Origin of the sequence: Paraburkholderia sejongensis (assembly GCF_020880815.1) — a bacterium.
Classification (GTDB): Bacteria; Pseudomonadota; Gammaproteobacteria; order Burkholderiales; family Burkholderiaceae; genus Paraburkholderia; species Paraburkholderia sejongensis.
Genome location: NZ_JAJITD010000007.1, coordinates 294,045 through 316,400 on the forward strand (window position 1 = coordinate 294,045; position 22,356 = coordinate 316,400).

Genomic DNA, 22,356 nt, shown 5'->3' on the forward strand with positions numbered 1-22,356 from the left:
TTGCGAGGCCTTGGCACGCGGTGTGCGCACCCGTTCCGGAGGCCTTACGCACCGCGTGTTTACCATGCTGGGCATAAAGTCCGTTGGTTTGCGGGGTTATTCCAACTCGCCTACAATCGAGTGCTCGAAAGCGTCATCCGCAGACTCCCCACAACAGATACTGAGAAGGAAAGCACCATGGAACATACGCTCCCGCCGCTGCCGTTCGCGAAAAACGCGCTCGCACCGCACATGTCGGAAGAGACGCTCGAGTTTCACTACGGCAAGCATCACCAGACCTATGTGACCAACCTGAACAATCTGATCAAGGGCACGGAATTCGAAAACCTGTCGCTGGAAGAGATCGTCAAGAAGTCGTCGGGCGGCATCTTCAATAACTCGGCTCAGGTGTGGAACCACACGTTCTTCTGGAACAGCCTGTCGCCGCAGGGTGGCGGTGCTCCGACCGGCGCGCTCGCCGATGCGATCAACGCCAAGTGGGGTTCGTTCGACAAGTTCAAGGAAGAATTCGCGAAGACCGCAGTCGGCACGTTCGGCTCGGGCTGGGCATGGCTCGTGAAGAAGGCCGACGGTTCGCTCGACCTCGTGTCGACGAGCAACGCCGCCACGCCGCTCACCACCGACGCCAAGGCACTGCTGACGATCGACGTGTGGGAGCACGCGTACTACATCGACTACCGCAATGCGCGTCCGAAGTTCGTCGAAGCGTACTGGAACATCGTCAACTGGGACTTCGCTGCGAAGAACTTCGCGTAAGAGCCGGTTGCTGCGCGCCGCGCGCGGTCGTGACATGACGCGAGGCTCGACCGGTTCGAACTGATTTCGCCGGTTGCGGTCGATTGCGGCGGCAAAAATGAGAAAGCCCTCCTTGCGAGGGCTTTTCGTTTTTGGGCGGGCGTTTATTTTTCTGGCGCTATGTTGAGGCGGGCGCGCGCGGTTGCGGGTATCTTTCTTGCGGCCGGCCGGAAACAAGATTGTCACAGTTGGTAACTGCGGGTGGGGTGGGCGCGGCGAGCGAAGTGGGCGGTGGAACACGCTGGTTTTTCGCAGCTTGCTGATTGCTTTCGTGTTGGATAAGACCGGCGCAGCGGCTTGCCGTCTTTTCTCGCCACTTACGTCGGGGCGACGATGCAGTGACGAAAAACTTTCTGTAACGAAGCGGTAACCACGGAATTTAGCGATTAGCCTAACGTTTGAATTTCAATCGTTCGAAGTGCACTACCATGATTTCCAGCAATAAATCGGTTCTCCTCGCTGTTCCCGTCGCCGTCTTGGCGCTTGCGCTCGGTGGCTGCGCGGTGGTGCCGCCGAGCGGCCCGAGCGTGGTCGCGATGCCGTACCGCGGCGAGCCGCTTAGCGAGTTCCAGCAGCACGACTACGAGTGTCGCGATTACGCGAACCACACGACTAACTCGTCCGGCGCCGCCCAGGCCGCTACGACGAACAGCGTGAACAGCGCGGCGCTCGGCACGTTCGGCGGCGCGGCAGTCGGCGCGCTGTTGGGTGCGGCAGCGGGCAATGCGGGCGCGGGGGCGGCGATAGGTGCGGGCAGCGGTTTGCTGATCGGTGGCGCGAACGGTGCGAATGGCGCCCAATACTCGGCGTCGGGTCTGCAGGCACAGTACGACGCGGCCTACGCACAGTGCATGACCTCGAAGGGCGACACCATCGCGCAACCGCAGCCTTACTACGCGCCGCAGCCGGTATATGTCGCGCCCCGGCCTTATTACGCGCCGCCGCCGGTCATGTATTCGCCTTATCCGTACTACTGAGCGGTGATCCCTTTCTTCTGATCTGATCAACAGAGCTGCTCGCTTCCGCCGTTCTGCAATGCATCGTGCAGAGCAAGTGCCGCAAGCGGGCGTTGCAAAGATTCGTTCACGTCTGGCAGATCGGCGCTAAGCGAAGCGGTAGCGCCGTCTGCGTTGTTACGGAAACCTGAATGAACCGCGCGCTGCGATCTGGATGCCGGAGCGGCGAAGCGTGCGCGGTGTCCGGCTTGTTGCGCAGCTTACCGAACGCGTTGTTTCGCGTTTATTCAGCGTTGTCCGTTGCTCCCGCTTTGCGCGGACGACGACCGCGCGACGGGGTCTTGCGAGCCGTCTTTTTAGCCGCCGCGGGCGCCTGCTCCGCACTGGCCGCCGAAGTACCATCCTCGGGTGGTGCTGCGATTTCCGGCACTTCATCGATCGTTCGCGGCGGGCTCTTCTTCACCTTCTTTGCAGCCGTTTTTCGCGATGCGCGTTTTTTCGCGGGTTGCGGCTGTTCTGCTTGCCCGACGTCTGAGAGCGGGGCAGCTTCGTCTTCGTGACCGATGGCGGCCGGTTCCGCGCCAACATCTCGTGGTGCGGCGCTGGAGCGGGTTTGGCGCAGGTCGCCTGCCGACTCCGCTGCGGACGGCCTCCGCTCGTGTGTTTCCCCGTGCGCCTGCTGCTGCGGGACGCGCGTCACATGTTCAGCACGTTCGTCATCTGTGGCCGCTTCTGACTGCGCGGCAACAACCGGTTCGATCACACTGGCTTGCCGATGAGCAGCCTGTTCGCGAGCGGATTCGTCACGAGCGGCGTCCTGCTGCGCACGAGCCGCCTTGCGATTACCCCGGTCCTTGCGCCGCGACTTGTGCTTGCCGCCCGACTCGAAGGACGCCGCTTGCGCGGTCTGAGCCTCATATGAATGAGCCGCCGCCGGCTCGCCCGTTCGTGCCTCGGCCGGCTCATTCACGGTTTCATTCGCCGCTTCGTTTGCAGCCTGATTCGCTGCTTCACTTGCCGCTTCATTCGCCGCTTCATTCGCCGCATCACTTACGGCTTCATTCGAGGTCTCCCCGGGGGCCTCGCCGGCGACGCTCACCGCCGTGCTCCGGTACACATACGCCCCCGACTTCTCATCGCGGCCGAACTCGAGCAGTCCGCGCGCCTGGGCCTCTTCCAGCAGATTGCCGAACGCGCGAAAACCGTAGTACGTCTCGTTGAAATCGGGTTTGCGTCGTTTGATCGCGTTTTTCAGCACGGACGCCCAGATCTTGCCGCTGTCGCCGCGTTCGGACGCGAGTGCATCGAACGTCTGCACGGCAATTTCGACCGCCTTGCTGCGGCGTTTTTCGAGGTCTTCCTTCGGCCGCGCCTTTTCTTCGTCCGGTGCGCGTTTCGCTGCCTGCTGCGCGTTCGGCTGCTGGCGCGACGACTCGCGCCGCGCGACCGCGCGCTGACTTTCGCGCACGAGGTCGTCGTAAAAGAAGAACTCGTCGCAGTTCGCGATCAGCAAATCCGACGTGGATTGCTGTACGCCGACGCCGATCACCTGCTTCGCGTTCTCGCGCAATTTCGACACGAGCGGCGAAAAATCCGAGTCGCCGCTGATGATCACGAATGTGTTGACGTGCGATTTCGTGTAGCAGAGGTCGAGCGCGTCGACTACCAGCCGGATGTCGGCGGAATTCTTGCCCGATTGACGTACGTGCGGAATTTCGATCAGCTCGAAATTGGCCTCGTGCATCGCCCCTTTGAAACTCTTGTAGCGGTCCCAGTCGCAATACGCTTTCTTGACGACGATGCTGCCCTTCAGCAGAAGCCGTTCGAGTACCAGCTTGATGTCGAACTTGTCGTACTTCGCGTCGCGCACGCCGAGCGCGACGTTTTCGAAGTCGCAAAACAGCGCCATGCTGACGTTTTCGTTGGATGCCGCCATGTATCTCTCCATTGAAGCGGTCGTCGAACTCGACGAATCGCGACATGATAGCGACTCCAGCGAAGGTGAGCAGCTTTTGTGCTCCGAGCGCACCGACAGGTGCGCGCAACTCTCCGGCAAACGGGCACATGTTCGTTCCGTCACGCATGTTCATGATGAGGTACGGGGCCCAGCGCTGCCCGGGTTTCCAGCACTTCGTCGATCAACCCGTAGTTTCTCGCTTCGAGCGCCGACATGAAGTTGTCACGGTCGGTGTCGCGCGCGATTTCCTCGACGCTACGCCCGGTTCGCTCGGCCATCATCGCGTTCAGACGCGCGCGGTTGTACAGCACCTCTTTCGCCTGAATCTCGACGTCCGCGGCGGTGCCCTGACCGCCGCCGGACGGCTGGTGAATCATGATCCGGGCATTCGGGAGTGCGTAGCGTTTGCCGCGCTGGCCCGCGGTGAGCAGGAAGGTGCCCATGCTGGCGGCGAAGCCCGTGCACAACGTGGAGACCTCGGGCTTGATGAACTGCATGGTGTCGTAAATCGCGAGGCCGTCGTACACCGAGCCGCCCGGCGAATTGATGTAAAACGAAATATCCTTATCCGGATTCTCCGATTCGAGAAACAGCAGTTGCGCGACGATCAAGCTGGCCGACTGCTCGTTCACCGGACCGATCAGAAACACGATGCGTTCGCGCAGCAGGCGCGAGTAGATGTCATACGCGCGCTCGCCGCGCCCCGACTGTTCGATCACGGTTGGCACGAGGCCGAGACCGGAAATGGATGGATAGCTCGACGACATAGGCTCCTCGTTCTATGGCGACTGGGTGGCGCGATTGCGCAGGCGGCGCCAGACGCGGAGTTGCTCGCGCCGCGCGCCGGTTGTTGTTCATTTGACGACGCAGCGGTCGCCCGTGTGACAGGATTATTTTTGTGTTTCGCTGTCACATCTCTAGTGGCCGACGCGTCAAGCTCAGGTATGCCGTCGCTGGTGCGCGCCTGAACTGCACCGCGGCCCGGCTCGCGTTTCTTTTTCACCGCACGAATCTGGAGGTCTACGCATGACGGAACAGGGAATCGACAAGGCATCCAGCTTCGAAGCGGCGCGCGCCCGGTTGCTGGCGCTTGCGTACCGGATGCTCGGCAGCCGCGCGGAAGCGGAAGACGTGGTGCAGGACGTGTGGCTCAAATGGCATCTGGCGCAGACGCAGGCGGTGCAAACGCCGGCCGCGTGGCTGACCACACTGACCACGCGTACCGCCATCGACCGGCTGCGGCACGCGCAGCGCGAGCGCTCGTCGCAGGCCAGCGGCTGGTTGCCGGAGCCGTGGCTCGATCAGGTCGCGCCATCGGCGGAGGAGTTGGCGCTGCGCGCGGCGGATATGTCATATGGCGTGATGCTGCTGCTCGAGCATCTGAAACCCGACGAACGCGCGGCATTCGTCCTGCACGAGGCGTTCGACTGCGACTATGCGGAGATTGGGTCGATTCTCGAGCGCACGCCGGCCGCTTGCCGGCAGATCGTCCACCGGGCCAAAGCGCGTTTGCGCCGTGCGGGCGCACCGTTGGAGCGGCCCGATCCGGTGGTGCACGCGCGTATCGTCGAGCGTTTGCGCGCGGCTTTGGAAGCCCAGGACCGGACCAGCCTGCTGCGGCTCTTCAGCAGCACGCCCGAACTGATCAGCGACGCGCCGTTGGGCGCGTCGTTGGTTCCGCCGCAGGTTCTGCCACGGCATGAGCCGGCACGTACTGCGCTGCACGCGCCGCTCGAACCGTCCGTGAAAGACCCCGCCGGCGTCAGCTGCAGCGCCTCGCTCAGCGCGCCGTCCCGCACAGCTGCAGCCGCATCGGCGCACAGCGGCGAGCCGGTTGGCGGCCCGGGATGGATGGGGACGATCGCAGCGCTCGCGCGGCAAGCGGGTCACGCGGAGGTCGTGTCGATGGCGGGAGCGCTGTGTATCGCGTTGTGTTGCGACGGCGATGTGGTCGGCGTGATCGACGTGCTGACGGACGGCGCAACAGATGAATCAGCACGGATCGTCTCTGTGCGCATCGTGACCAGCGCCGCGCGCTTGCAGGCGGCCAACCAGCTGCTGGGTCGGGAAGCGGTCCGCCAGCTGCTGGCCCGGATCCGGGATCAACCGGGCGCTTCAGCTTCAGTTGCGGTGAGCCGCGACTTCCCAGTTGATGTCGACGCATAACACCTGAGTGCCATGCGGAGTATGTGCAGCAATCGAAGCGGTGACGCACAGGTGCGCTTCGTTGATCGACAGGTACGGCGGCGTCAGATGCACTCGTCCAGGTTGGCGCATCGCCTGAATAAAGTACGGCCGGCGTTCCCAGCTCGCGCCTTCGGAATGCAGCAGCGGGCGGAAGCGTTTCGCGCGTTGCGACGTCCTGCCCGGCGGCAACTGGTTGTCGCCGATCTGGCGGCCCGAGCCGTCCAGCACGAAGCAGCGGGCCGTTTCGCCCAAGGTGAGCAGCGGCGCGGTGGCATCGGCGATCGGCTCGCCGGCAAGCAGTTGCGCGGCGGCGGTCTCGAGCGCGGTGACATACGGTGCAAGGCGAGCGGACTGCGCTTTTTCGCGAGCGGCAACGCGTTCACGCAGTGCCGCCGACAGCGAATCCATCAGGCTGGCGGCAACTTGCGGTTTGACCGGCTCGACGCTCGGGCCCGCGAAGAAGGTGCCCTGAACGAAGTCCACGTTGCACTCGAGCGCGATCAGCGCGTCCCGTTCGGTGCTCAGGCCACCCATCAGCACCAGTTGCCCGGACTCGTGCAGCAGCGAAACGAGGCCCGGCAGCACGCGCTCGATATGCGAGTGTTCGCTCGCTTGCGCAAGGATGCAGCGGTCGAGCGTGACGATGTCCGGCCGCAGATTCCACACGCGGTCGATATTCGAATGCTTCGCGCCGAAGCCGTCGAGCGCGATCAGAAAGCCGGACTTGCGCAGCGAATCGATGATGTCCGCGAAGCGCGTGGTTTCGCCGCCAGCCTGCTCGGAGACTTCGAGCACGACGCGTTGCGGCGGCAGGCCGAGCGTCTTCAGGCCGGCGAGCAATGCGTCGCCGTAGCTGGTGTCCATCAGCGCGGCCGGATGCAGGCTCAGAAAGAGCCATTCGTCGTGGCTGTCGAACGCATTGAAATTGCCAAGGTGCAAGGATTCGGCGAGTCGCCCGAGCTCGAGCAGGTCGCCACGGCGCGCGGCCTGGGTGAAGACCTCGTGCGAGGGCACTTGCCGCGAGTGCTCGTCGTGCGCGCGCAGCGACGCGTGATAGCCGATCGCGCGGCGGTGCGACACGGAGAAAACCGGTTGGAACACACTGAACACGGTGTAGCCGCCGTACAGAACGGTACGCCGCGAACCTTCATCGCCGGCTATCGGGCGTGGCGGTTGGAAGCCGGGAGGATCGAGTTCGATCATGCTCATCATGTCGGTCGTGTGGAGGTGGCGGTGCTTTCCGGGCTCGGCACGGCTTTGCACGCGCCGGCCAAGAGTTTACAGGATAGGCGAGCAAGAACTATGCGAGTGCGCAAACACATGCGGACCGTTCAGCTGCCGTGCGTCGCGACGCTAATTGTGCGCCCCCCGGGGTGCGAACGCGGCGACTCGCACTGCGCTGGTGCGGTGTACGCCCTTTTGCGGGTCGGCGGCGATCGACATGCGCGCGCTTCGCAACAGGCAGTCGGCACGCGTTTGAGCTCTGATCCACAGCAGCGTCACCCCGAACCCTCAGGTCCGCTCCGAAGGATCGGTCTTCTTCGCGGGCGTGCGGATGTCCGGCGACAGCTGCGCGAAGATCCACGACGAGCACGCGGTGATGATGCCGACACACAGGAACGTCGCATGAAAAGCGGGCAGCGAATTGGCGGCGGTCACCCGGTGCATGATCCCGGTGAAGGTCGTCAGCAATGCGCCAGCAACGGTCACGCCGAGGCTCATCGACAGCATCTGCACGAGCGAGAACAGGCTGTTGCCACTGCTCGCGCCGCCGGTGCCGAGGTCTTTCAGCGTCAGCGTATTCATCGCGGTGAACTGCATCGAGTTCACGCCGCCGAACACGGCCAGTTGTACGACGCGCAACCACAACGGCTGATCGGTGCTGGTCAGCGCGAAGCTCGCCATCATCAGCCCGACCAGAATCGTGTTCGCCATCAACACGCTCCGGTAGCTGTATCTGGTAATCAGCTTCGTCACGAGCCGCTTGGTCGCCATCCCGGCGGCGGCGACCGGCAGCATCATCAGGCCGGCTTCGAACGCGCTATAGCCAAGACTGATCTGCAGCAGCAGAGGAATCAGATACGGCATCGAGCCGCTGCCGATCCGCGCGAACAGATTGCCGAGCAGGCCAACGCTGAACGTGTGGATCTTGAACAGCTCGAGCGGGAAGATCGGCGCGGGTACGCGCACCGCGTGCAGGCCGTAGGCGACGAAGCACGCAAGGCTCAGAATCAGCAGCACCAGCACGGTCGCGTGCTGAATGCCGAATTCGGTGCGGCCGTCGAGCGCGAACGAAATCGCCACCATGCCGACTACCAGCAGCAGATAACCGCCGAGGTCGAACCTGCCGGTGTGTTCGTTGCGGCTATCCGGCATGAAGATGAACGTGGCGATGCAACCCACGATGCCGACCGGCACGTTGATCAGAAAGATCCAGTGCCACGACGCGATCTTCACGAGCCAGCCGCCCAGCGTCGGCCCGATCAGCGGTCCGATCAGGCCGGGGATCGCGACGAACGACAACGCCGGCAAATAGCGCTCCGCGGGAAAGGTCCGCAGCACCGCGAGTCGGCCGACCGGCAGCAGCATCGCGCCACCCACGCCTTGCACAATGCGGAAGTACACCAGCTGGTTCAGCGTGTGCGCGTTCGCGCACAACAGCGAGCCGATCGTGAATACCAGGATCGCGCTGAAGAACACGCGCCGGGTGCCGAGCTTGTCCGCGAGCCAGCCGGACACCGGAATCATCACGGCCATCGTCAGCGAATAGGCAATCACCACCGACTGCATCCGCAGCGGCAACTCGCCGAGGCTCGTCGCCATCGCGGGGAGCGCGGTGTTGACGATCGTCGAGTCGAGCGTCTGCATGAAGAAGCCGGTGGCGACGAGCCACAGCATCACGGTCAGCGAACGGGGCGACGGACCCGGTGCGGTTTCGGTGTCGGGGGACAGGGCGGGCGGAGTCGGCGTCGTGGACATGGCGGGCGGCTGGGCGCGCGGGGGCGGTCTGGGACTCGCTATTCTAGGGAAAAGCGGGGCGCCGCGCAGCTTGCGGCGGGCGAGTGGCCGCGTCATGCACTGCGGCGGCCACGCGGCGCGGTGTTTCTACCGGTCGGGCGGCAGCGCCGCGGCCGCGCGGAAAAAAGCCAGCGCGCGCGGCTCGTTGCCGAAGGCCACATGCACCCGGATCCACGGGCTCACCTCCCGGTTCGGCCGGAAGTGCTGCCCGGGCAGCACCGTCACCCCGAGCGGCTCGCCGCACTTCACGAGGCGCTCGGCATCGGCGACATGCGGCACGCGCGCCCATACGAACTTGCCGCCCGTCGGCTCCGCGAAAATCTCCCAGCCGGCGTTTTCGAGCGTCTGGACGGTCGAGCCCAGCGCCGCGCGCATCTGCCGGCGCAGTCGTTCCAGATATTTGCGGTACGCGCCGCGCTCGAGCATCGATACCGCGACGGCTTCGGCAAAGCGCGAGCCGCCGAGGCTCGTCAGCATCTTGATATCGACCAGATCCTTGAGGATCGCGTGGCTCGCCACCACGCAGCCGATCCGTAGCGACGACGACAGCGTCTTCGACAAGCCGCCCACGTAGATCACCTGTTCGAGTTGATCGAGCGTCGCGAGGCGGTCGGTAAGGTCGGTCTGGAAATCGGCGTAGATGTCGTCTTCGATGATCTGGAAGCCGTGCTCGCGCGCCAGTTGCAGCAGCCGGAACGCGACCTGCGGTGCGACCGTCGTGCCGGTCGGATTGTGGAATACGGTGTTGATCAGCAGCAGCCGCGGACGGTGCAGCTTGAGCTGCTCCTGCATCACGTCGAGATCGGGACCGCTGCGAGTGCGTGGAATGCCGATCAGCTTCATTCCGTGAAGTCGCAGCAGGCCGTACAGGTTGTAGTAGCCGGGGTCCTCGACAAAGATCGTGTCGCCGGGCTTGAGCATGTAGCGCAGCAGCAGATCGAACGCCTGACTCGCGCCGTTGGTGATCAGGATTTGCGAGGTGTCGGCCTGAATCCCCAACTGGCCGATGCGGGTTCTCAGGTGCTCGCGCAGGGCCGGATTGCCGATCGGCATCGCGTAATCGACCATGCTCGCCGGGTCGGTGCGTGACACGTGGCGAATCGCCTGCGCAAGGCTGTCCATGTCACGCCAGCTTTCCGGGATGAAGCCGGTGCTGAGCTTGAGCGTTTCTCCCGGGTAGTTGAATTCGTGCAGCAGATGGCCTGATTCCACTTCCGCACGGCGTGGGTCCGACGCGCCCTGGCAGCGTTCGGCGACCGGCTGACGATCGGCGACGTAGAAGCCGGAGCCGTGGCGCGAGTCGACATGACCGAGCGATACCAGCCGGTCGTAAGCCTCGATCACCGGGAAGCGGCTAACGCCGAACTCCGCGGCGAATTGACGGATCGACGGCAGCTTCGAGCCGGGATGCGCATTGCGCGAGCGGATCCATGCTGTGACACCGGCGACGATCTGTTCGGTGAGGGGGACGCCGTTGTCGCGATCGAGTTGAATATCGAGCTTCATGGCTGGCTTTCCTTATCCGGTCGCCGCATCGAGACATGCCAACTGTCCGGTTTTTTGACTGAACAGTTTCGATGAAAGTGTTCGGAACTGTTCATGGGTCTCCGATCATCGCACGTCAATAATCGATACAACAGAAAAGTTCTTCAAGGAGAGCGGCAATGCGAGAAGTCCGGATTTTCGAGCTGGAACATGACGAGCCCGCGGCGGCGTGGCGTGTCGCGCGGCCGTCGATTATCAACGTGGTCTCGGGCGAGATCTGGCTGACCGTCGCCGGTGAGCACGAGGATCATTGGCTCGCGGTGGGGCAGTCGATCGAGCTGGCGCGCGGCGCGACCGCGTGGATCAGCGCGGGGCAGACGGGCGCGCGTTTTGCGCTGGCGAGCGGTTCCGGGCGCGCAGTGCGTAGTGCGCTGTTCGGCGGCGCGTGGCAGGGTTGGTTTGGGCGGCGGCCGGGTGTGGTTTGAACGGAGGCGGCGTGCGCTGGCTGGACGCTCAGCTACCTCCGTCCCCCAACGGACACTCCCCGACATACCGCGCCCGCGGCCGGATCAACCGGCCGTCGCCGCTCTGTTCGATCGCGTGCGCGATCCAGCCGACCACTCGCCCCACCGCGAACAGCGTGAACGCGCTACCGGCCGGCAGGCCGAGCACGCGCTCGAGCGCGGCCAACGCGAAATCGACGGTCGGCTTCGCGCCGGTCGTGTCGCGCACCGCGCGCGCCAGATTCAGCACGTCATTGAGCGGCGAGCGCGCCGGCGCGCAGTCGGCGAGCATCGACAGCAATAGCCGCGCGCGCGGATCGCCGTCCGGATAGAGCGGATGACCGAAGCCGGACAGCACCGCGCCCGGCGCACCGGATTCGTGATGCGCGAGACGGTTCGCGAGGTAACGGTCCAGGTCCGGCGCGCGCGCTGCCTCTTCAAGCAGCGCCGCGATCCGCACCGTCTCGCCGCCGTGGCGCGGCCCCGCCAGCGCGGCGAGGCCGCCCGCGACCGCGCCGAACAGATGCGTACCGGTCGACGTGATGCAGCGGACCGTGAACGTCGAGGCGTTCAGTTCGTGATCCGCGCAGGCGACCAGCGCCGCGCGCAGCAGAGCGCCTTGCTGCCGGTTGCGCACTCCCCAGGCCGTGGCGATCTGCCGATGCAGCGGCTCGTTCGACGGCGCGGCCGGCAGCATCGCGGCCGCCAGCAGCCGCATCACCGCGCATGCGGTGTCGAGCTGCGCATCGCGCCCGAGCGCCCACACCCGCGGCATCTGCGCGGCGGCGGCCGGCAACAGCACTAGCGCGCGATCGAGCGGCGTGCTGTCGCTCCACAGCTTCAGCCACGCGGCCCATTGCGCGGGCGCGAGCGGCACGGGCGGCGCATCGGCGATGCGTCGCGGGGTGCATTCCCACAGCAGCGCGGCGACCTCTTCGAGCGACGCGCTGCGCGCGAGCTCGATCGCGTCGCGTCCGCGATACAGCAGGCGACCGTCCGCGACCAGCGTGATCGACGATTCGAGCACCGGCACGCCCCAGTCGAGCACCTTCTGCACGACCTTGCCGGCCCGTTTGCCGTCGGCCTTGCGCCGCGCGAGGCGGCGTACCTCGGCCGCGTCGTAGAGCCGGTGCCGGCTATGCGCATCCGCCGACGAACCGAGCATCCCGCGGCTCACGTACGCATACAGCGTGGTTACGCTGACGCCGAGCGTCGCGGCGGCTTCGGCCGCGGTCAGAAAAGTTGGGTTGGGCATAAGCGGTCGCAGAAACCGAACAAATCAATATATGTTGATTATGATAATCAAGATTGATCGCGGCAATTGGGAATCCTAGACTCGGAGCACTTTCTCTCTGCCCGCGTGACGAACGCGTTCGCTTTCATGACACCCGAACTCGCCCTCAAGCACATCTGGACTCTCGCCGGCTGCGATCCGGTCGCGCTGCACTCGGTCGCGCTGAGCGGCGCCGACCCCGAGTTGCCGTCGGTCTATCGGGTCGGCACGCTCGCGTCCGCGACGGTCGCCGCGACGGGGCTCGCCGCGGCCGAATACTGGCGCTTGCGCAGCGGCCGCCGGCAGCAGGTGTCGGTACAGATGCGGCGCGCGCTGGCGGCGTTTCGCAGCGAACGCTATTTGCGCATCGATGGCGGGCCGCCGCCCGCGCTGCGCGATCCGGTCACCGGTTTCTACGAAACGCGCGACGGTCGCTGGATCCAGCTGCACACGAATTTTCCGCATCACCTGCAAGGCGTGCTGGAACTGCTCGGCTGCGACAACGGCCGAGCGGCGGTGGCCGCGGCGATTCGCGGCTGGGACGGCGCGGCGCTCGATAGCGCACTTGCCGACGCGGGACTGTGCGCCGCATTGATTCGGACACCGGACGAATGGGCCGCGCTCGAACAGGCGCGGGCGATCGCGGGTTTGTCGTTGTTCGAAATCGAGCGCATCGGCGATGCAGCGCCCGAGCCGCCGTGCGTTGCCGGGCGGCACGCAGCCACCGGCTCCGCTTCCATCGTTGATCGGCCGCTCGCCGGCGTGCGCGTGCTGGACCTGTCGCGGATCATCGCGGGGCCGGTGGCCGGCCGCGCGCTCGCGCATCACGGCGCGGACGTGCTGATGATCAACGGGCCGCATCTGCCGAACATCGCGCCGCTCGTGATCGACAACGGTCGCGGCAAGCGCTCGGCGCTGCTCGATCTGCGCGACGCGGCCGGTCGCGACACGCTCCGCACACTCGCGCGCGATGCCGACGTGTTCTTGCAGGCGTATCGGCCGGGCGCGCTGGCGGCGCGCGGCTTCGGTCCCGGCGATCTCGCGCGGGTGCGTCCGGGCATCGTCTATGTCTCGGTGTGTGCGTATGGGCACAGCGGGCCGTGGGCGCAGCGGCGCGGCTTCGATAGCCTGGTGCAGTCGGCGAGCGGGATCGCGTGGCACGAGCGCGCGGCGGCGGGCGGTGAGGAGCCGCGCCATCTGCCGTGCCAGGCGCTCGATCACGCGAGCGGCTATCTGGCCGCGTTCGGCGCGATGGTCGCGCTTGCGCGGCGGGCTCGCGAGGGCGGCAGCTGGCACGTGAAGGTATCGCTCGCGCAGACGGGGCGCTGGCTGCAATCGTTCGGGCTGCTTGAGAATGGTCAGCAGGCAGCGGATCCGTCGCTCGACGAAGTACGCGATTGCGTGGCGAGTGTGCAGTCGGAGTTCGGCAGCGTGCTGGCGGTGCAACCGGCGGAGCAGTTGGAATTGACGCCGGCGTTTTATGCGTTGCCGCCGGTGCGCGTCGGCGCTCACGACGCGAAGTGGTTGTAGCGGGTGGCACGCGTTAGCGGGCCGCTTCCGGGCCGCTTCCGCGTCGCTTTTGCGTCGCTTCTGCGCCGTGGCGAAGCACAGTACCGTTGGGCCCAGGCGGCCATCGCAACGCCAACCGCTTAACGCCCGGCCCGCCACCGCCGTCTACTTGCGCAACTCCGCCACAAAATCGTAGTAATCGTTACGGCAATACGTATCCGTCAACTCGATCGCCCGCTGATCCGCCGTATATCCGACCCGCGTAATCAGCAACAGCGCGTCGTTCGGCGCAATGCTCATCTGCTGCGCGATTTCCTCGCTCGCATTGACCGCGCGGAAATGCTGCAACGCGCGCACGATCGTCAGGCCGCGATTTTCCAGGTACGTGTACAGCGAGTCGCCGATCGCCTGCGGATCGGGAATGACCGAGGCCGGAAACGTCGAGTTCTCGACCGCCATCACGATGCCGTCGGCGAGCCGCAGCCGTCGCAACCGCGCGACCGCCGCGGCCGGCGACAGCCCGAGCTGGATCACCTCGTCGCGATTGGCCGGCGAAATTTCACGCGACAGCCATCGCGAGCTCGGCGTAAAGCCGCGCCGTCGCAGCATTTCGCTGAAGCTCGACAGCCGCGACAGCGGATCTTCATAACGCGGTGTGATGAAGCTGCCCGCACCCTGGGTGCGGCGAATCAGGCCCTGCTCGACCAGTAGCGCAATCGCCTTGCGCGACGTGATGCGCGACACGCCGAGCGCTTCCGACAGCACGCGCTCCGACGGCAGCGCTTCGCCGGCGTTCCAGCGATTTTCGTGGATCGCGCTGCCGAGCTTGCGAGCGAGTTGCAAATAAAGCGGCGTGTCGTTTTCCGGGTCCGGGCGCAGATCGCGCCAGCGGTCTTCCGAGGCAGTGGTCATGGGGCTAACGCGAGAAGGGCAAGCGGCAATTCTAGAACATCGGCGCGCCGCGTTATAGCGGGCTTTCGTCAGATGCACGGTCGCCGGGCCGCCGAATCGCTACACTCGTCGCTATGTTTCCGGGAGCCGGCGGCGCGTGTCGCGCGCGGTCATCTGGTGCGCCCGCGTTGAGCGCCCGTCTCGACCAGCCGGGCGGCGCCGCGCATCGAACCAAACCAGATCGAACTACTTCGAGGAGTCACTATGACGAGCGAAATCGCAAGCGTGAGCCTGCCTGACGGCGAGCGCATTCCGGCATTGGGGCAGGGCACGTGGGAGATGGGCGAACAGCCGTCGCGGCGCGCGGCCGAAATCGACGCGCTGCGCTGCGGCGTCGAACTCGGGATGACGCTGATCGACACCGCCGAAATGTACGGCGACGGCGCGACCGAAACGCTGCTCGGCGAAGCGCTGGCGGGTCTGCGCGACAAGCTGTTTCTGGTCAGCAAGGTGTATCCGCACAACGCCAGCCGGCGCGGCGTGATCGCCGCCTGCGAGCAGAGTCTGAAGCGTCTGCGGACCGACCGGCTCGATCTGTATCTGCTGCATTGGCGCGGTTCGGTGCCGCTCGCGGAAACCATCGACGGCTTCGAGGCGCTGCGCCACGCGGGCAAGATCCGCCACTGGGGCGTCAGCAACTTCGACACCGACGATTTGGAAGAGCTCGTCGCCACGCCGGGCGGCGACGCGTGCGTGACCAATCAGATTCTTTACAACGTCGCGCGGCGCGGTCCGGAGTTCGACCTGCTGCCGTGGCTGGCCGCGCGCGGGATGCCGGCGATGGCGTACAGCCCGGTCGATCATGCGCGCTTGCCGAAGCGCTCGCCGCTCGACGATATCGCCGATGCGCGCGGCGTGTCGGTGTTTCAGATCGCGCTCGCGTGGGTGCTCATGAAGCCCGGGGTCTGCGCGATTCCGAAGTCGGGGCGCGTCGAGCACGTGCGCGATAACTATCGCGCATCGCAATTGCAGCTGCGGGCCGACGAGCTTGCCGCGCTCGATGCGTACTTCAAGCCGCCGCGCAGCAAGCGCGCGCTCGAAATGCTGTGAGTGAGGCGGGGGAGGGAAGCGCGACCGCCGCGCGTTGGGGGCGCGGCGGTGGGCGAGGCGGGCGGATCGGCGCGGATGTGCGGTGGAGGCGCCGCGTGCGGGCTGGGAGAAGCAACCTGAGCCGCCAAAGGATCCCGGCGAAGAGGCCGCATAAGCGATCCAACTAAGCGACCGAACTAAGCGACCCAACTAAGCGACCTTCCCAGCCACCGCGCCCGACGCCGTCAGGTGCACGGGTGATGCATATGCACCGAGCCGAGTACCGCGACTTCGGCGGGGGTGTGCTGCAGGGACTCCACGTCGACCTGGGCGGCGTCCGCGAGGAAGTCGTCGACGATCGACGACACCGGCACGTCGCGCAGGCACAGCGACACGCGTTGGGTTTCGTTCGCCGGCAGTGTCCCGCGTTGACCGAGGAACAGCACGCCGTACTGGTAGCCGTGGATGATCCCGCGGATCGCGCCGACGCATTGAGCTTGCGCGACGTTGTCGTTACGTTGCTTGCAGGACTGCACCAGCGAGTAGGCGGAGAACGTTGGATCGACCGGCGGGGCGGCTTGCGACAGGGTTTGCTGCAACGGCTGCGGCGCTTTGGGCGCCGGCGTTTGCGCATTGGCGAGCGATGCGAGGCCCAGCGCGGCAGCCATCAGCACGGTGGCGACCGTGCGTGTCGCGGCAGGGGGGACGTTTCGTTGCATGTTGTGGGCCCTCATATCGAACGATGAATCTGATATGAGGCGGTCGTCTCGGATTGGTTCCATAACACTCGCACGCGATGGGGGTTGTGTTCCCGGCGCTCGCGGCAGGCTGCGCGTGACGGCGCGGGACGCATCTGACGCGCGTTCTCCGCGGGGCTCCGTCGGCGCAGATGCCGCTGGCGGCCGGGCCGCTCCGACCGGCCTCGGGCGGTGACGCTCGACCGGGGGATCGAGTGTCACCGCCGTTGCCGGCGGATAGCGGACAGTATGCCGGGACATGCCGCCGGCGGGTAGGGCGCTCAGCCCTTACCGAACGCGCGGGCCACTGCTAGTGCCCGTTGCCGCCGCCGTTGCCGCCACCGCCATTGCCGCCGCCACCCTTGCCTCCGTGACCGCCGCCGAAGCCTCCGCCAAAGCCCCCGCCAAAGCCGCCACCGAAGCCGCCGCCAAAACCACCACCGAAGCCACCACCGAAGCCACCACCGCCGAAGCCACCGCCATGCCCACCTGCGCCTTGCCCACCACCGCTGGAGCCGCCGCCCTGGCCGCCGCCGGAGCCTCCGCAACCGCAGCCGCCGCTCCCGCCGCCGCCGCTGCTTCCGCCACCGCCGCTGCTGCCGCCGCCACTGCTTCCACCACCGCTACTTCCACCGCCACTACTTCCACCACCACTACTTCCACCACCGCTACCGCCGCTATTGCCTTTGCCGCTCCCGCCCGCGCCACCGCCGCCCCCTGCGCCCGCCGCGGCACCGCCGCCGGTGCCGCCGCCGCCGCCGGTTCCGCTATTGCTGCTCGCCGCTGCGCCGCCGTTCGCCGAACCCGCCGCGCTTCCATTGCCGCTGCCGCCGCCATGCGGTCCGCAGCCGCCCAGGCCCAAACTGCCGCAACCGGCCGGCGCGAAGACGGCGGCTGCATCGTCGGCGGCTGTCGGCGTGTTGGCTTGCGTGCCGGTGGCCGCGCCGTCGTTCTGCGCGAGCAGCAGCGGCGCGGACCCCGCGGGCGCCGGCGCACTCGCGGCGGCGATCTGCCGCCACTGCGGGACCACGTCCGTCGAGGCCGCGTAGCCGAACTCGCTCGCGAGCGCCGTTAGCGTCGCGACGATTAACGCATCGCGTCGAACCCCACAGTAGTACTGACTGAATTTTCTGGTCTTCATCGCGCATCTCCCGAGCGAGCGACGGTACCTCGTTGCCGCCATCGCAAACTGCTCCAACGGCGGTCGACCTGTCTGCGCGCGGGTCTTCGCATCCCGAGTCCGTTGTCGTCGAAGCGATGCGCGCGGCGTTGCAGACGCGCCCGGGCTTCGAATCCATGCGGGCCAAATTAGCGATATCCATGCCACGGTGCGCAAAGTCTTGAGGCGGCGCGGGCATGGGCGCAATGTGCGATGCGCGCACGGCGAAAACGCGGCAAAACGTTTCGGCGATGAAACGCGCGGCCCCGCACAGCCCGATTCGGCGCGGGATTCGTTAAGGGCGGCGTGAGCGAGAGGGGCGCGCGGTGAAACGCGAACGCATTAACGACGGCTAACCGGCGCTTCGCGCGCTTCGTCAAAGTTCTCAGTGGATCGACGGGAACCGGATCGGCCGCGAAGCCAATCGATGCGTCGCGAATCGGCTCGGCGCGCAATGCATTGAACGGGGCGTTGGATCGCGAGAACAGGATGCAACGGGACGACGAGCGATGCGCGGCTAACCGCCATCATGCGGCGAGTCATTTGGGCCGAGCCGGTTCGTCGTATCGCGGTCGCCACCGCCACCGCCACCGCCACCGCCGTCGTTGCCATGCTCACGCGCAGCGCGTTGCAGCTCGCGCAGCGTAGCCACGGGAATATGGCAACGAATCCGATGCACGGATGCTTGAGCCGCATCGCCCGAATCGCCCGCATCGCCCGCATCGACAAACGGCGGATCCTGCTGCTCGCAGATCGCGCCGAGCTTGCGCGGACAGCGCGTATGGAACACGCAACCGGACGGCATCGCGCCCGCGCCCGGCAACTCGCCCGACAGCCGGATCCGCGCACGCTGCGCGTCGGGTCGCACGTCGAGCATGCCATCGCCATGCAGCGTCGGCACCGCCGACAGCAACGCCTCCGTATAAGGATGCTGAGGTCCGTCGAACACCGCGGCGGCCGGGCCGATCTCGAGCAGCCGGCCGAGATACAGCACCGCGATGCGATCCGACACGTAGCGCACCACGTGCAGATCGTGCGAGATGAAGATGTAGCTGACGCCGCGCTCGCGTTGCAGTTCGGCAAGCAGGTTCAGGATCGCCGCCTGCACCGACACGTCGAGCGACGACGTCGGTTCGTCGCAGACCACCACGCGCGGCTCGCCGGCAAACGCGCGGGCAATCGCGACGCGCTGCTTGAGGCCGCCCGACAACTGCCGCGAGCGCGCATCCAGATAACGCTCGGGCAAGCGCACGTCGGCGCTCAGCGTCGCGAGCCGCTCGTCGATCGCGTCCCCGCGCAGCGCGGTGAAACGCGCGAGCGCGCGGCCGATCAGCCGCTTCACCGAATGCGCGCGATTGAGCGCCGAGTCCGGGTTCTGGAACACGATCTGCAGCGACTTCAACTGCTCGTCGCTGCGGCGCGTTACGCGCGCGGCGAGCGGCGCGCCGTCGAGTTCGAGCACGCTGCCAGCATCGGGTGTCGTGAGGCCGAGCAGCAGCCGGGCGAGCGTCGTCTTGCCGCTGCCCGATTCGCCGACGAGGCCGAGCGTCTCGCCGCTCGCCAGTTCGAGCGACACGTCATCGACCGCGCGCAACGGCGCGCCGCTCACGTGGAAAGTCTTCGACAGATTGCGCGCACGCAGTACCGGGGCAGTGCGCGTGGATGAGCGAACGTCACCTGCTGCAGCGGGCGGAAATTCTGTCGAATGCTCCGCCGCCGCGCGCGGCAACTCGATCGCGCGCTCGTGATAGTGGCAGCGCGCCATCTGATCGCCATGGGTGGCCGCGAGCCGGTACGGCGGCGGCGCTTCGCGACGGCAGCGCTCGTCCGCCAGCCGGCAACGCTCCGCGTAGATGCAGCCCTGCGTGACCGAACCGGGCAGCGGCAGGCCGCCGGCGATCGTATCGAGCGGCTCGCGGTCCTTGCTGCGTCCCGCGCTCGGCAGGCAGCGCAGCAGGCCGACCGTGTACGGATGGCGTGGCCGCGTGAACACGTCCGCGGTCGCGCCTTCCTCCACCAGCTTGCCCGCGTACAGCACGCCGACGCGCTCGCACATCCGCCCGATCACCGCGAGGTTGTGGCTGATGAACAGCACCGCGGTGCCCAGTTCCGCGCGCAGCTGCGCAACGAGGTCGAGCACTTCGGCTTCGACGGTCGCATCGAGACCGGTGGTCGGTTCGTCGAGAATCAGCAGCGCCGGGTTCGATGCGAGCGCCATCGCGATCACTACGCGCTGCTGCATGCCGCCCGACAATTGATGAGGATAGCTGTCCATCACGCGTTCGGGCGCGGCGATGCGCACACGTTCGAGCATCTCGAGCGTGCGCCGCAGCGCTTCGTCGCGCGCGACGCCCGCCGCTTCGAATGCTTCGGAGACCTGACGGGCCACCGTCAGCGACGGATTGAGCGCGCGCCCCGGATCCTGATAGACCATCGACACCGTGCTCGCGCGCAGCTCGCGCAACGCGTCGGCGCCGAGTTTGTGCACATCGTCGCCGGCGATCAGGATCTTGCCGGCCTTCACCTTGCCGTCGCGCGGCAGATAGCGCAGCGTCGCCATTGCGACGGTCGACTTGCCGCAACCCGATTCGCCGACGAGTCCATACGCTTCGCCGCGCCGCACCCGCAGCGACACGTCCTGCAACACCTCGCGATCGCGTCCGCGAATCCGGTAGGTGACCGTCAGGCCGACGATCGTCAGCGCATCGGTGCGCTCGCTCTTCGACACGTCGAATGCGGCGAACGGGGAAGACTGGGAGGGCGGCGCGCCGTTCATCGGTCGAGCACTCCTTGCACGCCATCGGCGAGCAGATTGACGCCGACCACCAGCGACGCAATCGCGCCCGCCGCGAACACCACGGTCCACCATGCGCCGCCCGCCATTAGCGTGTACGACTCGGACAGCGCGAGCCCCCAGTCGGCCGACGGCGGCTGGATGCCGAAGCCGAGAAACGACAGCGTCGCGACCGCGAAGATCGCATAGCCGAGCCGCACGGTCGCCTCGACGACGATCGGTGGTAGCACGTTCGGCAGGATCTCGACGAACATGATGTACGGCGCGCGTTCGCCGCGCAGTTGCGCGGCGGCCACGTAGTCCAGATGGCGTTCGCTGAACACCGCGGCGCGCACGGTGCGCGCGGTGATCGGCGTGAACGTGAGGCCGATCACGACAATCACGGTCAGGTTCGATGCGCCGAGCGCGGCGAGCGCGAGCAGCGCGACGATCACGAGCGGCAGCGCGAGCACCGCATCGATCACGCGGCCGACCACGTGATCGACCCAGCCTTCGAAGTAGCCGACCAGCAGACCGAGCGCGGTGCCGGCGACGGTGCCGAGCAGCGTCGCGAGCGGCGCGATCGTGAGGATGTCGCGCGCGCCGACGATCACCCGCGAGAACACGTCGCGGCCGAGCTGATCGGTGCCGAACCAGTGGGTGCGATCGGGCGGCGTCAGCGAGTTCAGCGGATCGGATGCGTACGGATCGAGATGCACGAACCACGGCCCGGCGATCGCGCAGACGATCCACCACGCGACGATCAGCGCGCCGACGACGAAGGTCGGCGAGCGCAGCAGTTGTTGCGCGCGGGGATAGCGCGGCTCGCGTGCAGCGGGCGGCGCGGCCGGAGCAGGCGAACCGGGTGATCCCGGCGCCCCTGGCCCGCTCGACCCGTTCGGCGGCACAGTCGCGCTCATTCGGCGCTCCCCACCCGCAAGCGCGGATTGAGCAGCACGTACAGCGCATCGGCGAGCAGATTCGCGAGCGTATAGACGACCCCGACCGTCAGTACGCCGGCTTCGAGCATCGGAAAGTCCTTCGCCTTGGCCGCGTTGTAGATCAGCGAGCCGATGCCCTGGTAGTGAAACAGCGTTTCGACCACCACGAGGCCGCCGATCATGTAGCCGAGCTGCGTCGCGGCGACCGTGATGGTCGGCAGCAGTGCGTTGCGCAGCACGTGCCGCCAGATCACCACGTGACGCGGCAGGCCTTTGAGAATCGCGGTGCGGGTATAGTCCGCGTCGAGCGCTTCGACGGTGCCGGCGCGCGCCATCCGCGCGATGTAGCCGAAGAACACCAGCACCAGCGGCAGCACCGGCAACACCAGGTGCCGCAGCTGTTCGAGCACGCCGGCATCCGGCGGATATGTCGCTTCGATCGGCAGCCAGCGCAGCCACACGCCGAACACCAGAATCAGCACGATCGACGACACGAACTCCGGCACCACGGTCGCCGCGAGCCCGCCGATGCTGATCGTGCGATCGAGCCAGCGGCCCGCGTGCATCGCCGACCACATGCCGCCCGCGATCCCGAGCGGCACGACGACGATGAACGCGAGCAGACCGAGCTTCGCGGAATTGGCGAGCGCGTCGGCGATGAACGGCCGCACCGGCTCGCGATACGCATACGAGAGCCCCATGTCGCCGCGCAGGAAATGCGTGATCCAGTCGACGTATTGCGTGAGTAGAGGCCGGTCCGCGCCGAGCTGATGATTGAGCGCGGCGACCGCGCGCGCGTCGGCGAGCGGGCCGAGCACCGCGCGGCCGATGTCGCCGGGCAGCAACTGGCCGCCCGCGAACACGATTAGCGACAGCAGCCACAGCGTGATCAGCGCGAGCCCGGCGCGGGTCGCCAGAAAGCGCGCGACGCGTCCCGCATTGCCGCGCGCCGCGCTGGACGCGCGGGTTGTCGCGGAAGCGGGAGAGGGCGCCAGAGCCGACATCGTGAGTCCTCGTGAAAGAAGGGCGACGTGCGTGCGAACTGCGTGCAATCCACTCGCAAGCTGCGCGCATGTTGCGCGC

18 protein-coding genes are annotated in these 22,356 nt (G+C 66.6%); 6 read left to right on the plus strand and 12 right to left on the minus strand.

The annotated features are described in order from the left end of the window. Window positions 1-177 precede the first annotated feature (177 nt). Together sodB and LJ656_RS16305 are read left to right on the plus strand one after the other, a co-directional pair. Window positions 178-756 carry a superoxide dismutase [Fe] gene (gene sodB / locus LJ656_RS16300; protein WP_013090345.1) on the plus strand — a complete coding sequence of 193 codons (579 nt, stop codon included), beginning with the start codon at window positions 178-180 and terminating at the stop codon, window positions 754-756. A gap of 467 nt (window positions 757-1,223) precedes the next feature. After that, the gene (locus LJ656_RS16305) at window positions 1,224-1,772 is read left to right on the plus strand and encodes a glycine zipper family protein (protein WP_230510432.1); all 549 of its coding nucleotides are present in this window, start codon (window positions 1,224-1,226) and stop codon (window positions 1,770-1,772) included. A gap of 262 nt (window positions 1,773-2,034) precedes the next feature. Here the strand turns inward: LJ656_RS16305 and LJ656_RS16310 are convergent, their stop codons facing one another. Together LJ656_RS16310 and clpP are read right to left on the minus strand one after the other, a co-directional pair. Continuing rightward, complete coding sequence (locus LJ656_RS16310) at window positions 2,035-3,687, minus strand: NYN domain-containing protein (RefSeq protein ID WP_230510433.1); 1,653 nt, start codon at window positions 3,685-3,687, stop codon at window positions 2,035-2,037. Window positions 3,688-3,827: 140 nt separating this feature from the next. Beyond that, entirely contained in the window at window positions 3,828-4,475 is a 648-nt protein-coding gene (gene clpP, locus LJ656_RS16315; RefSeq protein WP_230510434.1) for an ATP-dependent Clp endopeptidase proteolytic subunit ClpP, read from the minus strand. A gap of 259 nt (window positions 4,476-4,734) precedes the next feature. Here clpP and LJ656_RS16320 point away from each other — a divergent pair, with 259 nt between their 5' ends. After that, window positions 4,735-5,874, plus strand: a complete 1,140-nt coding sequence (locus LJ656_RS16320) for a sigma-70 family RNA polymerase sigma factor (protein ID WP_230510435.1) — start codon at window positions 4,735-4,737, stop codon at window positions 5,872-5,874. On the opposite strand, the gene LJ656_RS16325 is transcribed toward LJ656_RS16320, so the two are convergent. The 3 genes from LJ656_RS16325 to LJ656_RS16335 form a co-directional block, all read right to left on the minus strand. Next, entirely contained in the window at window positions 5,830-7,104 is a 1,275-nt protein-coding gene (locus LJ656_RS16325) for an EAL domain-containing protein (RefSeq protein ID WP_230510521.1), read from the minus strand. The genes LJ656_RS16320 and LJ656_RS16325 overlap by 45 nt on opposite strands. A gap of 303 nt (window positions 7,105-7,407) precedes the next feature. Continuing rightward, on the minus strand, window positions 7,408-8,874 hold the full coding sequence (gene mdtD / locus LJ656_RS16330) for a multidrug transporter subunit MdtD (protein WP_268998648.1): 1,467 nt from the start codon (window positions 8,872-8,874) through the stop codon (window positions 7,408-7,410). 126 nt (window positions 8,875-9,000) lie between these two features. After that, entirely contained in the window at window positions 9,001-10,419 is a 1,419-nt protein-coding gene (locus tag LJ656_RS16335) for an aminotransferase-like domain-containing protein (RefSeq protein ID WP_230510436.1), read from the minus strand. Between the two features lie 158 nt (window positions 10,420-10,577). On the opposite strand from LJ656_RS16335, the gene LJ656_RS16340 reads away from it, so the two are divergent. Further along, a complete protein-coding gene (locus LJ656_RS16340) occupies window positions 10,578-10,883 on the plus strand; it encodes a DUF2917 domain-containing protein (RefSeq protein ID WP_230510437.1) in 306 nt (101 codons plus the stop codon). Between the two features lie 28 nt (window positions 10,884-10,911). Here LJ656_RS16340 and LJ656_RS16345 read toward each other — a convergent pair whose 3' ends face one another. Then, window positions 10,912-12,156 carry a citrate/2-methylcitrate synthase gene (locus LJ656_RS16345; protein WP_230510438.1) on the minus strand — a complete coding sequence of 415 codons (1,245 nt, stop codon included), beginning with the start codon at window positions 12,154-12,156 and terminating at the stop codon, window positions 10,912-10,914. Between the two features lie 126 nt (window positions 12,157-12,282). On the opposite strand from LJ656_RS16345, the gene LJ656_RS16350 reads away from it, so the two are divergent. Next, complete coding sequence (locus tag LJ656_RS16350) at window positions 12,283-13,704, plus strand: CoA transferase (RefSeq protein ID WP_230510439.1); 1,422 nt, start codon at window positions 12,283-12,285, stop codon at window positions 13,702-13,704. Between the two features lie 144 nt (window positions 13,705-13,848). Here the strand turns inward: LJ656_RS16350 and LJ656_RS16355 are convergent, their stop codons facing one another. Then, the gene (locus LJ656_RS16355) at window positions 13,849-14,595 is read right to left on the minus strand and encodes a GntR family transcriptional regulator (RefSeq protein WP_230510440.1); all 747 of its coding nucleotides are present in this window, start codon (window positions 14,593-14,595) and stop codon (window positions 13,849-13,851) included. Window positions 14,596-14,838: 243 nt separating this feature from the next. Between LJ656_RS16355 and LJ656_RS16360 the strand changes: the two genes are divergently transcribed. Then, window positions 14,839-15,684, plus strand: coding sequence for an aldo/keto reductase (locus tag LJ656_RS16360; RefSeq protein ID WP_230510441.1), 846 nt, complete (start codon window positions 14,839-14,841; stop codon window positions 15,682-15,684). Window positions 15,685-15,908: 224 nt separating this feature from the next. Here the strand turns inward: LJ656_RS16360 and LJ656_RS16365 are convergent, their stop codons facing one another. The 5 genes from LJ656_RS16365 to LJ656_RS16385 all read right to left on the minus strand — a co-directional run bounded on the left by LJ656_RS16365 (window position 15,909) and on the right by LJ656_RS16385 (window position 22,277). Continuing rightward, a complete protein-coding gene (locus LJ656_RS16365) occupies window positions 15,909-16,382 on the minus strand; it encodes a Rap1a/Tai family immunity protein (protein ID WP_230510442.1) in 474 nt (157 codons plus the stop codon). Window positions 16,383-16,710: 328 nt separating this feature from the next. Continuing rightward, entirely contained in the window at window positions 16,711-17,541 is an 831-nt protein-coding gene (locus LJ656_RS16370; RefSeq protein ID WP_230510443.1) for a hypothetical protein, read from the minus strand. Between the two features lie 535 nt (window positions 17,542-18,076). Beyond that, entirely contained in the window at window positions 18,077-20,335 is a 2,259-nt protein-coding gene (locus tag LJ656_RS16375) for an ABC transporter ATP-binding protein (protein WP_230510444.1), read from the minus strand. Next, window positions 20,332-21,252: an ABC transporter permease gene (locus tag LJ656_RS16380; protein WP_230510445.1), complete on the minus strand. Its 921-nt coding sequence runs from the start codon at window positions 21,250-21,252 to the stop codon at window positions 20,332-20,334. Before LJ656_RS16380 ends, LJ656_RS16375 begins: the two co-directional genes overlap by 4 nt. Further along, the gene (locus LJ656_RS16385; RefSeq protein WP_230510446.1) at window positions 21,249-22,277 is read right to left on the minus strand and encodes an ABC transporter permease; all 1,029 of its coding nucleotides are present in this window, start codon (window positions 22,275-22,277) and stop codon (window positions 21,249-21,251) included. Before LJ656_RS16385 ends, LJ656_RS16380 begins: the two co-directional genes overlap by 4 nt. Between the last annotated feature and the right edge of the window lie 79 nt (window positions 22,278-22,356).